The 13,146-nt window shown below is 63.0% G+C and carries 14 protein-coding genes; 5 read left to right on the top strand and 9 right to left on the bottom strand.

All coding sequences use genetic code 11. From position 1 onward, the window contains the following. Positions 1–274 precede the first annotated feature (274 nt). Both BN2694_RS07550 and BN2694_RS07545 read left to right on the top strand, forming a co-directional pair. Positions 275–1,618, top strand: a complete 1,344-nt coding sequence (locus BN2694_RS07550; protein ID WP_135663828.1) for an alkaline phosphatase family protein — start codon at positions 275–277, stop codon at positions 1,616–1,618. 162 nt (positions 1,619–1,780) lie between these two features. Continuing rightward, entirely contained in the window at positions 1,781–2,452 is a 672-nt protein-coding gene (locus tag BN2694_RS07545) for a hypothetical protein (RefSeq protein WP_135663827.1), read from the top strand. 7 nt (positions 2,453–2,459) lie between these two features. On the opposite strand, the gene BN2694_RS07540 is transcribed toward BN2694_RS07545, so the two are convergent. The 6 genes from BN2694_RS07540 to BN2694_RS07515 form a co-directional block, all read right to left on the bottom strand. Continuing rightward, positions 2,460–3,533: a tubulin/FtsZ family protein gene (locus BN2694_RS07540; protein WP_135663826.1), complete on the bottom strand. Its 1,074-nt coding sequence runs from the start codon at positions 3,531–3,533 to the stop codon at positions 2,460–2,462. A 159-nt stretch (positions 3,534–3,692) separates the two neighbouring features. Further along, complete coding sequence (locus tag BN2694_RS07535) at positions 3,693–4,145, bottom strand: hydrogenase maturation protease (protein ID WP_135663825.1); 453 nt, start codon at positions 4,143–4,145, stop codon at positions 3,693–3,695. A 34-nt stretch (positions 4,146–4,179) separates the two neighbouring features. Then, positions 4,180–5,499, bottom strand: a complete 1,320-nt coding sequence (locus tag BN2694_RS07530) for a Ni/Fe hydrogenase subunit alpha (RefSeq protein ID WP_135663824.1) — start codon at positions 5,497–5,499, stop codon at positions 4,180–4,182. Further along, positions 5,496–6,296, bottom strand: a complete 801-nt coding sequence (locus BN2694_RS07525; RefSeq protein ID WP_135663823.1) for an NADH-quinone oxidoreductase subunit B family protein — start codon at positions 6,294–6,296, stop codon at positions 5,496–5,498. The genes BN2694_RS07530 and BN2694_RS07525 overlap by 4 nt, the downstream gene beginning before the upstream one ends. Beyond that, positions 6,293–7,153: an FAD/NAD(P)-binding protein gene (locus BN2694_RS07520; RefSeq protein ID WP_135663822.1), complete on the bottom strand. Its 861-nt coding sequence runs from the start codon at positions 7,151–7,153 to the stop codon at positions 6,293–6,295. The genes BN2694_RS07525 and BN2694_RS07520 overlap by 4 nt, the downstream gene beginning before the upstream one ends. Beyond that, complete coding sequence (locus BN2694_RS07515) at positions 7,143–8,189, bottom strand: 4Fe-4S dicluster domain-containing protein (RefSeq protein WP_135663821.1); 1,047 nt, start codon at positions 8,187–8,189, stop codon at positions 7,143–7,145. The genes BN2694_RS07520 and BN2694_RS07515 overlap by 11 nt, the downstream gene beginning before the upstream one ends. Before the next feature lie 197 nt (positions 8,190–8,386). Between BN2694_RS07515 and BN2694_RS07510 the strand changes: the two genes are divergently transcribed. From BN2694_RS07510 to BN2694_RS07500, 3 genes are all read left to right on the top strand, one after another. Then, positions 8,387–8,863 (top strand): pyruvoyl-dependent arginine decarboxylase, encoded by a 477-nt coding sequence (locus tag BN2694_RS07510; RefSeq protein ID WP_135663820.1) that lies wholly within the window; start codon positions 8,387–8,389, stop codon positions 8,861–8,863. Between the two features lie 102 nt (positions 8,864–8,965). After that, positions 8,966–9,322 (top strand): DUF5811 family protein, encoded by a 357-nt coding sequence (locus BN2694_RS07505; RefSeq protein WP_135663819.1) that lies wholly within the window; start codon positions 8,966–8,968, stop codon positions 9,320–9,322. Between the two features lie 97 nt (positions 9,323–9,419). Continuing rightward, positions 9,420–9,830, top strand: coding sequence for a winged helix-turn-helix domain-containing protein (locus tag BN2694_RS07500; protein WP_135663818.1), 411 nt, complete (start codon positions 9,420–9,422; stop codon positions 9,828–9,830). A 33-nt stretch (positions 9,831–9,863) separates the two neighbouring features. Here the strand turns inward: BN2694_RS07500 and infB are convergent, their stop codons facing one another. The 3 genes from infB to BN2694_RS07485 form a co-directional block, all read right to left on the bottom strand. Next, positions 9,864–11,672, bottom strand: a complete 1,809-nt coding sequence (gene infB / locus BN2694_RS07495; protein WP_135663817.1) for a translation initiation factor IF-2 — start codon at positions 11,670–11,672, stop codon at positions 9,864–9,866. Between the two features lie 138 nt (positions 11,673–11,810). Beyond that, positions 11,811–12,434 carry a hypothetical protein gene (locus tag BN2694_RS07490; protein WP_135663816.1) on the bottom strand — a complete coding sequence of 208 codons (624 nt, stop codon included), beginning with the start codon at positions 12,432–12,434 and terminating at the stop codon, positions 11,811–11,813. Positions 12,435–12,537: 103 nt separating this feature from the next. Then, positions 12,538–13,113, bottom strand: coding sequence for a helix-turn-helix transcriptional regulator (locus BN2694_RS07485; RefSeq protein WP_135663815.1), 576 nt, complete (start codon positions 13,111–13,113; stop codon positions 12,538–12,540). Positions 13,114–13,146 lie beyond the last annotated feature (33 nt).

Here is a 13,146-nt window from a genome sequence, read left to right as displayed (position 1 = left end):
CTTCCCGCTCTACGCATGCGGTATGATTATGGGTAATTATTTGGGTAGTGCGACCGTGGGTATGAGTGTGATGGCAGCAGAACGCCCCACGGTCGGGATCGCCCACTTCACCGTCGTCCCGGAAAACTTCAGACCGGCCGAACCGGCGCCCACCTCGGACGGCGAGCGAACGGACCGAGACGACTGATCGCGCGATATTTGCCGGTGTCGCGGTGAGCCGTTGCCTTCGTCCCCTAGAAGAACCTTCTTGTGTCACTCTCGTGTACCGCGGGGTATGGGTCTGTTCGATCGGATACGCGGCGACGACGATCCCCGGGTCGCCTTTATCGGTATCGACGGCGTCCCCTACAGTCTGATCGCCGACAACGAGGAGCGCTTCGAGAACCTTACTGCGATCGCCCAGGAGGGCGCCGGGGGGGCCATCGACAGCATCGTCCCACCGGAATCGTCCGCCTGCTGGCCGTCGCTGACGACCGGCGTCAACCCCGGTCAGACCGGCGTCTACGGCTTCCAGGATCGCGAGATCGGGTCCGCCGAGACGTACGTCCCCATGGGGCAAGACGTGCAGGCGACCCGGTTGTGGGACCGTGTCCAGTCGGCCGGCCGCGACGCGACAGTGCTGAACGTCCCGGTCACGTTCCCGCCCCAGCGGGACGTCCAGCGGATGGTCTCGGGCTTTCTCTCCCCCGGCGTCGAGAAAGCGGCTTACCCCGACGAACTCCGGGATACTCTCAAAGACAACGACTACCGAATCGACGTCAACGCCAAACTCGGCCACGACGACGACAAGACGGACTTTCTCGATGACGCTTACGAGACGATCGAGAAGCGCTACGAGGCCTTCGAGCAGTATATCGACGCCGACGATTGGGACCTCTTTTTCGGCGTCTTCATGACGACCGACCGGGTCAACCACTTCTTGTTCGAAGACTACGAGACGGAAGACGAGTACTACGAGGAGTTCCTAGCGTTCTACGAGACGGTCGACGACTACATCGGTCGCCTGCGCGAGCAGTTGTCCGACGACGTGACGCTGATCGTTGCGAGCGACCACGGGTTCACCACGCTCGAACACGAGGTCCACTGCAACGAGTGGCTCCGAGAGGAGGGCTGGCTCGAGTTCGATGCCGACGACCCCGAGGAACTGGCCGACCTGGACGAGTCGACGAAGGCTTACTCGCTGATTCCGGGGCGGTTCTACGTAAATCTCGAGGGCCGGGAGGCCAACGGCGGCGTCGCCGAGGAGGAGTACGACGAGGTCCGGAACGAACTCAAGGCGAAACTCGAGGCCTGGGAAGGGCCCGACGGGACCCCCGTCGCCGATCGCGTCGTCACCAAGGAGGACGCCTTCCGTGGCGATCACGCCGACATCGCACCTGACCTCGTCGTGATCCCGAATCACGGTTTCGACCTGAAAGCTGGGTTCAAGGGGAGCGAGGCGGTCTTCGACGTCGGCCCGCGGAACGGGATGCACAGCTTCGACAACGCCTGCTTGTTCGTCGACGACGATGACGTCCGGATCAACGACGTGGATCTGTACGATGTCGCGCCGACCATCCTCTCGCTACTCGAGGTCGAGTACGACCGGACGGAGTTCGACGGGGCCAGCCTCGTCTGAGAGTGAGTACTGACGCTCTGTACCGCTTCGACAGTGCGAATGCGTGCGGTCGATGTGGAACTGATCTACAGTAATCACTACGAGGGCGGCGGCTGCCGAGAGACGGTCGATCCCGATCACGGGGGGCAGTTTTTTGCAGTGAGGCGTCCTATCAGGGCCAAGATGGAGATCGATCTGGACCCCGAGACGGTCGACTCGCTGGCCGAGGAAGCCGCCGAACGCGGGTTCGAGTCACCCGAGGCCTACGCCAGGTGGTTGCTGGAACATCGGCAGTCTATCCTCCGGCCGCCCGGCGAACAGCTGGAGTCCCGACTCCAGCGCGTCGAGGGCGAACTCGAACGAATGCGCCGGACACTCGAGGACGGCTTTGCGTCCGAGATAACGGTCGAGTCCGGTACGAACGGCCTCTCGGATACCACTGAGGAGGGCGAGTGGTTCGACGAGGGACGCACGGCCGGAGATGAGAGTAGTCAGGCGTCCGCCGACGAGTTCGGTGAGACGTCTGCCGAGGATTCCCCTGTTGAATTCGGTGAGACGTCTGCCGAGGATTCTCCTGCTGAATTCGGTGAGACACCTGCCGAGGACCCCGCCGACGAGTCCGATGACGCGGCGGACGGGTCCGTCTCGGAGTTCGCGTACTCGGACCAGCTGGAGCCGCCAGCCGACGAGCCGGCGGCGGAGGCGTCGGTCGAGGAAGAACCCGAAGACGCGGCCGACGACGACGAGATTGCAGAGGCGCTCGCGGAGGTCGAACTCGAGGACGAGGAGCAGGCCTCTGGGGAGGAACCGGGTGAGGGCGGCGAAGACGGGAGCGATAGCAGATCCGACGCGTGAGCGTCGGTCAGAAGAGGTCCTCGAGTTCTTCGTTGCGGAAGTCGGTCTCCTCCTGTGGTTCCTGTGACGCTTTGGCAGCCTCCGCCGCGCGGTCCATGAACTGTTGCATTCGCTCGGATCGTTCGACGCCGCCAAGTAGTACGAGTGCCGCCAGTCGATCGGTCTCGAGCGGAAAGTCCCCGCCACGGACCTCCAGGCTGCCGGTCTCGTCCTCGATCCACCGACGGGCTCGCTCGACGCCCTTCCGGGAGATCCGATCCGGTTCCCCGGCGATGACTAGCAGTGCCGTCTCGGCTTTGACGGCGTTGGGTAAGCTCGTTCCCGTCAGCAGGGCGTTGCGCGTCAGGCTCGTGATCGTGTTGACGTTGTTGGCGCCGTCCGTGCTCGCCTCGGCGCTGGCGTAGCCAAGCGCCGCGACTCCGCCCGGTTTGAGGGTGTTGATTATCTCGCTGGAGTCGACGACGCTCTCGCCGACCCCTTCGACGACCTCTCCCGAGGCGAGCAACAGCCCCACACGCTGGGCGATGTGATCGTTGATCGTCTCGAAGCCTTCGCCGATACTCTCTCCGGAGCTTTTCCAGGCGTCGTTGTCGATCAGCAGCGTCGCGTCGGCCTCTCGTGCGACGGTCTTCAGCGACCGACCGGCGTTGGCCTGGTAGATGGCTCCTTCGCCGCGACCTGGGAGCACACCGAGGACGTAGACCGGGACGTCGTAGATACGCTTGAGTTCCTTCGCCAGGACCGGCGCGCCGCCACTGCCCGTCCCCCCGCCGAGGCCGGCGACGATCATGATCGCCTCAGCCTGGGACGTGACCCGGCCGTCGAGACCGTCGAGAACTTCGTTGGCTTCCGACTGCATTATCTCGGCGCCGAGTTCGTTGTCGCCGCCAACGCCGTGGCCTTTCACGCGATCCTGTCCGATCATCATCGTGTCGATGTCGAGAGACTGGAGGTCAGCGTTGGCCGTGTTGACTGCCATTGCGTCCTGGACAGCACCGAAGTCCAGTTCGTAATCGTGGGTTGCGAGCGCCTGGGTAATCTTCCCCCCGGCCTGCCCGAGACCAATCGGGACGACCTTCATAGGAGCATGGTTGGGACAATCTATATTCAAACCTGGGTCTCGGTTTCTTTCGTCCCAGATGTCCCCGGCCCGATTGCGGTGTGCCCACGACGGCAGGGCGAGCGTCTTCTGGATCTCGGGGACATCTCATCGGCCACCGGATCGCGCGGCCCTGTTCCATCAGACACACTGGAGTGCCCTCTCGAGTGCGTCTAATGCCGCGGGGGCCCGCTCAGCGATCGCGGGGGACAACCCTTCCCCGAACCCCGTCTCAGCCGGCTGGATACCGACGACGCGGATCGCCGTCTCCGTCTCCGCCAGCCCGTCACCGAGTTCGAAGAGTTCGAAGAGATCCGTGGCGTGTGTGCCCCGTCGATCGACCATCTCCGTCGCGTCTGCGGGATCGAACACGTCAATCTCACCCGCGTCACCGCCGAAGTCCACGGCGTCGACGATCACGACGCCCTCGTAGTCCATCACAACGTGGACCAGATCGAACCCCGCGTCCCCGAGGTCGAGACAGTCCACCGACGGGAGATCGCGATCGCGGAGGCGCGCGAGGAGCGCGGGACCAACGCCGTCGTCACGGCGGTACGGGTTCCCCAGCGCGACGACAGCGCGATCGGCACTCATGGTCGATCGTGTCGCGTCTGGACTACGACAGCCCTCATGTCTCGTCACCGACGAACTCGACGTCGAGGTAGTGCGTCGAGCAGGAGATACACGGATCGTAGGCCCGAACGAGCATCTCCAGGGTCAGTTCGATGTCGTCGTCGGGCTGATCGATGATCTCCGGTACGAGTTTCTCCATGTCTTTCTGGATGTTGGCGTGGTTCTGGTTGGTGGGGATGACGCAGTTGGCCTCCGTGACGTCACCTGCGTCGTCGTAAGTGTAATCGTGGAAGAGGATGCCACGCGGCACCTCGACGGCGCCGATGCCGCGACCCGCTTTCACATCGATATCGGGCGTATGGTAATCCGACTGCGGGGCGAGCCCATCGGCAAGCAGTTCGTCGAGTAGCCGGATCGACTCCTCGACGAGGTGGGCCGTCTCGACCAGCTGGGCCACGTTGTTCATGTAGGGGTTGTGGCAACCCGGTTCTAGCCCGACGGACTCGGCGACAGCCGTGGCTTTCGGCGAGAGCTGCTCGTAGTTATTGTTCACCCGGGCCAGCGCTCCGACCATGTAGGAATCACGGGCGTGGCTGGTGAACTTCGCCGTCGATTGCTTGGAGACGTGCTCGTTGACGATCGACTCGTACTCGGCGAGCGCGAGTTCGCCCTCGTCCGAGGAGTAGGGCACGCCGTCGTAGAAGGCGTACTCGTCGGGATGGGTCAGCGAGATGAACTCCGTCTCGCGAGTGAAGTCGGGCAGTTCGTCGGCCAGGCTGACCAGCAGGTCCGTGACCGCCTCGACGTCCTCCCAGGACGCTTCCAGGCCGTTCCTGACCGTTTCGAGTTCGGTCTCGGTCGGGAGTTTCGAGAACCCGCCCGGGATCGGTCGCTGGGCGTGGACCGACCGTCCGCCAACGACTTCGGTCAGGTCGTTGCCCAGCCGGTGGAGCCGGACGACTGTCTCGACTTCCTCTTCGTGGGTCTCGGCCATGGGAACGACCGACTTCTGGCCCACCAGATCGGGCAGTGCGAGATAGCCGAGGTGCAGCACGTGGCTCTGGAGCATCTCGCCGTAGAGGCCGAGCTTCCGGAGTTTGACGTCCTGTTCGGAGACTTCGATGTCCATCGCGTCCTCGGTCGCTTTCAGCGCGGTCAGCGTGTGACTGACCGAGCAGATCGCACAGATCCGCGAGACGATGTGGTGGGTCTCCTCGTAGCTTCGGTCGACCACCATCGACTCGAAGAAGCGTGGTGATTCGACGACCTGCCACTCGCAATCTTGTACGTCACCGTCGGTTGCATCGACGACGATCTTGCCGTGGCCTTCGACGCGAGTCACCAGATCACCGTCGATCGAGACGTTCTTGCTCATTGTTCGACCTCCTGGGCCACCGGTTTGCCGGTCTGCTCGCGTTGCCAGCCCCAGTAGAGCTGGTAGTCCTCGACGATGTCCTCGGCCGTCAGGCCGTGCTCTTCGAGGACCTTCGTGTAGGCGTCCTTGCTCGGGTCGGCGACCATGCCGCGGCATCCCCAGCAGTGAGTTCCCTGTGAGACACAGGTCGCACCACACCCGCCGCGCGTGATCGGGCCGAGACAAGTGTCGCCGCGCTCGAAGGCACAGGTGTTCTCCTCGAACTTGCACTCGACGCAAACGGGGTGGTTCGGCAGCGTCGGCTCGGCCCCGTTCAACAGCGCCGTGACCGCCTGGATGAATTCCTCGCCGTCGATCGGACAGCCCGGGATTTCGTACTCGATGTCGACGAACGCACTAGCCGGTTGGGCCGCCTCAAATGAGTCGAACAGCTCGGCATCGGGGTCGTCGAACAACGTCGCATCATCGCCGTAGACACGCTCTTTGGCCGTCTCGAGTTCCTGGTGGTTCCGCAGCGCGTTGATCCCTCCGAAGGCAGCACACGATCCGATCGCGATGAGGATGTCGGCGTTCTCGCGCACGTCGCGCAGGCGCTCGGCGTCGTGAGGTGTCGTGATCGAGCCTTCGACGAACGCGATGTCGTAATCATCGGAGTGTTCGGACATCGCTTCACGGAAGCTGACGACCTCGACGACATCGACCAGGTCCAGCAGTCGTTCTTCGAGGTTGATGACCTGTAACTGGTCGCCCTCACAGCCCGCGAAGTCGAAGAAGGCGACGCGTGGCTTCTCGCTCATAGGCCTGCCTCCTCCTTGTCGCGAACTTCCGGGTAGTTGAACACCGGGCCGTCCAGACAGACATACAGTTCGTTGATCTGGCAGTGACCACAGAGTCCACGACCACAGTGCATATTGCGCTCCAGCGAAAGATAGACGTTCTCGTCGGGGACGCCCATGTCGTCGAGTTCCTCGAGGACGAACTGGTACATGACCGGCGGCCCACAGACTAGTACGTTCGTGGACTCGACATCGATGTCCACGTCGGGGATGACTGTCGTGATGACGCCAGTGTTGCCGTCCCACTCTACGTCATCGGGACACTGATCGACGGTCTCGAGGTACGCCATGTTGTCGGACTCAGCCCACTTCTGTAATTCGTTCGGATAGAGCTGTTCGGTCGGCTCCTTGCAGCCGTAGACTGTTGTCAACTCGCCGAACTTATCGCGTTCGTCCAGCGCGTAGTTGATCATCGACCGGAGCGGCGCGAGGCCGATCCCTCCGGCGATAAAGAGCAGATCCGAGCCCTTGAGTTCCTCAGGATCAAAACCCGAGCCGTATGGCCCGCGTATTCCGACCATGTCGCCGGTCTCCATCGCGTGCAGCGCGTTGGTCACGTTCCCCACAGCACGGATACACAACTCGAAGGGACCGCCCTTGGTCGGCGAGGACGTGATCGAGAACGGCGCTTCGCCGACGCCGGGGACGAATACCTGGACGAACTGTCCAGGCTGATGCCCGAGTTCCTGGCCCTCGGGGAGGTCGATGACAAACAGTTTATCGTCGTCAGTAACCTCGTCGATCCAGACGATCCGTCCCTCGATCGGCTGGAATTCGTTGCGGCCGATTTCGAAGCTCGGTTGCGTACTACTGTGCATGGGCCTGGGCCTCCTGGTAGAGCTCGTTGTAGACCTCACAGGGATCGGCCACGTCGGCGACGCAGTGGCGGGTACATCGCCCACAGCCAACGCAGGCGATGTCGCCGTAGCGTTCGTATATGTACCATCCTTTGCGCATGAATCGATGGCGGTGGCGCTGGGCGATCTCTTCCCGGAAGTTCTCACCCTGGGCGACCGTCGCGAAGTCTTCGAGGAGACACCCATCCCAGCGGCGCTCCTGTCGACCGCTATCGCCCTTGAGGTCCCGAACCATGTCTACACTGAAACAAAAGCAGGTCGGACAGACCACGTTGCAGGTGCCACATGAGAGACACTGTTCAGCGTAGTCTTCCCAGAAATCCATGTCGTCGTAGCTGTCTTCGAGCAGCGTCGGGAGTTCCGCCGGGGGGAACTCCAGTTCTCGGTCGAACGCTTCCTGAAGGTCTGCCTCGATCTCCGCGACGCGCTCGATCTCTCGGGCGGTTGCGTTCCTGGTCGGGACCGACTCCAGCAACTGATCGCCCTCGAAGGTCCCGATGTCCACGGCAAAGGAGTCACCCAGCTCGGTGAGCATGAGGTCGTACCCACTCTCAACTGTCGCCGTGCCCATACTCGCGGCAAAGCAGGTGTCGGCCACGTCTTGCATCGTTAGCCCGATGAGGACGGTGTTCTCGCGTTTGCGGCGGTACGGTTCGTCCTGTAGGGTGTCGATGAAAATCTTGTCGAGTTGTCTGATGGCCTCTAGATCGTAGGGATGAACGCCGACGACGATGTGGCCCGTCGGATCCGCTTTTGCCCGCATCTCGTGGTCGTCGTCTGTCCGGTCGTAGGTCAATAGCGTCTCTCGCTGTGGCATGACGTACTTCTTCGGCGAGAGTGCCGTCAGATCATACTCCAGGGCGAGGTCCTCGGCCGATTCCAAGTGGTCGAAGACATACTGTTCGCCATCTTCCTGTACCCCAACCACGTCCCGCGGATCGGCCGCGACCAACTCCTCGATCAGGGCTGTGAAGTGTGGTCGATCGATTACTTTCATGCTCGTACGTCCCGAGACGGGGTGAGGTCGTCGCTCACTCGTCTCTTGGCTGTCAAGACACCAACCAGCGGAGTAAGTCTCCCGGCCGTTCTCAATATATGAGAATCTATCATTATAATGGTCGTTGATTTGGAATTGCAGGTGGTCGCCGGCCCCGAACGACGGACTTTACTTGCCGCTCGCCCGATTTCCGGGCGATGGGAACAATACGGATTGTCACGGGTTCGGGACGCGGCCCGACGCCGACGGCCGCCTACGACGCGGCCCTGGCCGCGGCCGGCGTCCACAACTACAACCTTGTGACGCTGTCGTCGGTTATTCCTGCCGACGCGAAGATCGAACGCGTCGGGACGGCTCCGGATCTCGGTCCGGCTGGACAGGGCCTGTACGTCGTCGAGGCTGCGGAGACGACCGATGCCGGCGAGGCGGCAGCAGCGATCGGCTGGACGCGCGAGTCCGACGGCCCAGGTATCTTCTATGAAGTCTCCGGTGCGAACGACGAACGCGTCAGGGCGGACGTCCGGGCGGGACTGGCGGCCGGCCGGGACCTCCGGGAATGGGATTTCGGCGACGAACATCTCGAGGTCGCGACCGCGGACGCGGACGAAGACGAGGCGGAGTACGCCTGTGCGGTCGTCCTGGCGGTCTTCGGTCGGAGTCAGGTTCTGGTCTGAGTGTGTGACCGTTCAGCGGGACCTCCACCGAGTGTGTTTCACATACTCATGTCGCGGGCAGCGCCTTTATTAGGGTCTATCGCCTATCTCCGGAGACATCGCATGTACGGAAACACGTCGTTCGCGGGACAGTCGGGAAATGAAGTCGATCTCTCGCCGGACGAACGTCGGGCACTCCGGAGCGACCTCACCCGTGTAGCTGCCAGAACGCGCGAACTCCTCCCCGCGGACTTCGTAGTCGGCTCGGAACTCACGACCGGCAACGACGGCCCGCAGGCGATGATCGCCGTCCAGCCTCCGATCGGATCGCCCGTCAGCGCCGGCTATACGCCCGACTCCGCGGCGGAACTCCGTATCGACGAGGGCGAGTGTACGGAACTCGCACAGGGGCTTGCCGCAAGCGCCGCTCTGCAGGTCAAACAGGCGATGGGCGACAACAACTCGCCAGCCGCGCAGTAACGCGTCTCCTCCGCGGATAGGTATTTAAAGAACAGTGTTTTTGAGAGAACCTGGCTCGACAACGGCTAAGCATCCCCAGGTCGTAGTCGGCGCTACGATGGCAACGGATCAGACGCGGATGGCCGGCAGTGATGTCCCGGACGATCCGGGGGACTTGCTGCCCGAGGATAGCGTCCTCACGCTCGAGGAGTACCTCGACATGCACGCCGCCGTCGGCCACCGAACCCGCTACGAGATCCTCTATCGGCTCGTTCACGGCGGGGAGATGAGTCCGAAAGAACTCGACGCGGCACTCGACGTTGACGACAGTACGCTCCATTACCACCTCAATGAACTGCTCGATGTCGACCTCGTCGAGAAACGACAGCGTACCGAACGGGGCCAGGACGGGCTGTACACGTACTATCAGGCGACCGTCTTCGGCGAGGTCACGCTCACTGATGGGGTCGAGGCGTTGATCCTCGGTGAAAGAGAGTTCGACGCGATGTACGACAGTTCGAGCAACTGACCGTTGGCTGTCCCGAAACACCGATCAAAACGTCTACTTGCCCCAGAAGGGATCGCGCTTGCGATGCTTATCCAGGTACATCGATAGCGCCTCGCGCTCGTCGGCAGGGATCTCCTCGAGGAGTTCCTGTTCGAGAATTTTGGCGTGTTTCTCCGGAAGTTCCGTCCAGAGTTCGTCTCCCTCCTCGATATCCCGCCCGACCGTCGGGCCGTCGATCGAGACGGCGACGCGATCGCCCGCCCGCGCCTCGTCGACATCCTCGCCCTCATCCTGAATGCCTTTGAGCCCCCCGACGCGCTCGGGTTCGGATCCCTCGAAGCGGACGGCATTGGAATTGCGGGTAATCGTCCCCGAGAGGATCTCGACGCCGACGACTGCCGGGTCGGACTGGCGGAACGTGTGGTCCTTGAGGATACGGAAGCGCGCCGGGCGGGTGATGTTTTCGAGGATCTGCTCCTGCTGGGACTCCTCGATCGCCGTGACGTGCTCTTGGTAGTCCTCAACGAGCTGGTAGATCACGTCGTGTTCGAAGATCCGGACCTCTTCTTGTTCGGCCAGCCTGACGGCGTCGTCCAGGATGTCGACGCCGAACGCCAGGATCGCCTGATGGATCGATTCGTTGGCGGTCTCGGCAACTCGGATGTCCCGCGGCGCGACATCGCCGACTTCTGCGCGCATGATTGGGATCTCTTCTTCCTCGAGCGTCCCCGAGAGCGCTTCGAGACTGCCCAGCGTGTCGGCTTTGACGACCACGCCTTCCTCTTCGGTCCCGACCTCGATCTCGGCGAGTTCGGCCTCGACCTCGGCGATGACTTCCCCGACCGGCCGGTCGCGCACGACGCGGACCGGCGCGCCGGCCATCGCGTCGTCAAGATCTGGCGCGGCGATCTTCACGCCCGCAGCGGCCGCCACGGAGTCGACCTTCTCGAACTCCTTTTCGGTCCGGATCTCAGCGAGCGGGCGGGGCTGGAGCAGCGCACGGACGTCGGTGACGATCGACTCCTCCAGCCCACCGACGACGATCTGATCGTCCGCCCGGATCGTCCCGTCGTAGACGACGGCGTCGATAGTCGCCCCGAACCCGCGTTCGTCAGTGACTTCGAGGACGGTCCCCGCGCCCGGTCCCGTTACGTCGATGGCCATCTCCTCTTTGAGGTAGCGCTGAGAGAGGCCCATCAGCACCGTCAACAGGTCGGGGACGCCCTCGCCGGTCAGCGCCGATAGCGGGACGACGCCGATGTTGTTCTGGAAGTCCTGGACGCGCCAGTAGAAGTCCGCCGAGAAGCCCTCGTCGCTCAACTGGCCGATAAGTTCGTAGAGCCGTTCGTCGAGATCCGACTGGACGCGGTCGGGCTGGCGTTCCTTGGTCACCTGGATGGGCTGGTCGTCGTTGGGGTTCCAGCCCGGAATCGTGTCGACCTTATTGGCCGCGACGATGAACGGCGTCTGCGTCCGCTTGAGGATGTTTAGCGCCTCTTCCGTCTGTGGCTGGAAGCCGTCGGTGACGTCGACGACGACGATTGCGATGTCCGCGAGTGCCCCCCCGCGCGACCGGAGCGTCGAGAAGGAGTGATGGCCTGGCGTGTCGATGAACAGCAGGCCAGGCAGATCGAAATCGTCGGGATCGACCAGATCGCCGGCCATCTCGCCGATCACGGACAGCGGCACCGCGGTCGATCCGATGTGCTGGGTGATCGCGCCGGCTTCGCCCTCGGTGACCGCCGAGCCGCGGATCGTGTCCAGTAGCGTCGTCTTGCCGTGGTCGACGTGGCCCAGGACCGCCACGATGGGGGTCCGGAGCGACGGCGACTCCTCGGTATCGTGTGGTGTATCTTCGGCCATCCCGTCTCACCCTGAGAAGTGGTTGCCGGATTTGGGCGTTCTCGCCATTTAAGAAGTTCGTATCGGCTGCGGGGCAGATCCGGGAAAACAGGAGGCTGGGAACTCGGGGGCGTGACGAGACGGAGTTACCCGATCACGTCACTCGTCGATACCGACCATCTCGTAGAGGGCGACCCCGTCCGGACCGACGGCGTCTTCGATCAGGTCCAGTTCGACGGTGAACGACCCTGCGGCGGTGAGTTTCCGGTCGTGGTCGTTGTCTGCATCAGTCCGGTTTCCCGTCGCTTCAAACTCGGCTGTTCCGTCGTCGCCTTCGTCTGTCGCGTCGACGACTTCGATCTCGTAGCCGTCGAGTTCGACGGTTTTCATCTCGGAAGCGGTGACCGTGATCGGTTCCTCGATGTCCTTTACGACGCCGCTATCCAGGTCAACGGTGGCGTCTACCCGATCGTCACTCGCATTGGACGAGGGGCCGGCCGAGACGTGGACTGGCTCGTCCGGTCCCAGCACCCACACGTCAAAGTGGACGTATTCATCCGTCTCGAAGTGACTGTGGAATGTCTCGTTGCCCCAGGCCATCTCGATAGCGCGGTCGACGTCCCCGTCACTCAGGACATCTTCAGGGTCGGTCACTTCGACCCCGTAATCGTCGGGATACTGTGCCGCTGACTGCTCGCCGGAGCCCGCATCCGCGGCGACGACGCCGCCGGCAGTGACTGCCAGGGCCGCCGCGAGTGCGAGCGCGAGTAGCTTGCTTCGCATAGCCGTTCCGGAGCGTCGGGGCAATCCCCGATCGCTCCGTCCGATCAATATTCGAAAACCCACTTAGATATCCGTTGAGGCGCCATTCGAAACGCGTTTCGGCCTACAGTAATAGGATCATGTTCCCCATCCCCCGGCGCTTGCGCTCGAGCAGATTCTTGGTCTCCAGACTGTCGAGCGTCCGGCTGACCGTCGCCTTCGAGAGGTCAGTCGCCTCGACGATGTCGCTTTGGGCCATGACGCCGTCGGCCTCCAGAACTGTCTCGTAGATCTCTCGTTCGTTGTTCGCCAGCCGATCGGCCGTTTCCTCCCATTCGGCACGACGCGATTCGAGTAGATCGTCGCTGGGCGGGAGGTCGTCATTCCCGTCGTCGCGAACGGGATCACCCGTCGGCGTCGGCGACCGCCGGTCGGTCGTCGGCGATCCAGCGGTCGCTCGTGACCAGTCGCGGGTCACGAGGTACGTCCCGCTCGCACCCAGCAGCGCCGCAGCGACGCCGATGATTGCCACGTCTCTGTACTGGAAGTATCCGCCGAGTTCCGCCACTTCGGCCCCGTTCCCGCCGATCGAGACCACAACGGGCGTCGGGGTTATCAACTGCACCGCGAGGACCACCGTGGCGGCGACGAACGCGACTGCGGCGAGGAGTTGCTTGCCGTGGAGGGCCCGCAGATCCATGGGCCGACCTACCGAAGCCACTCCCTAATGTGC

Source organism: Halorhabdus rudnickae (assembly GCF_900880625.1).
Classification (GTDB): domain Archaea; phylum Halobacteriota; class Halobacteria; order Halobacteriales; family Haloarculaceae; genus Halorhabdus; species Halorhabdus rudnickae.
Note: the sequence above shows the minus strand (reverse complement) of the source record. Positions and strands in the feature narration are given on the sequence as shown.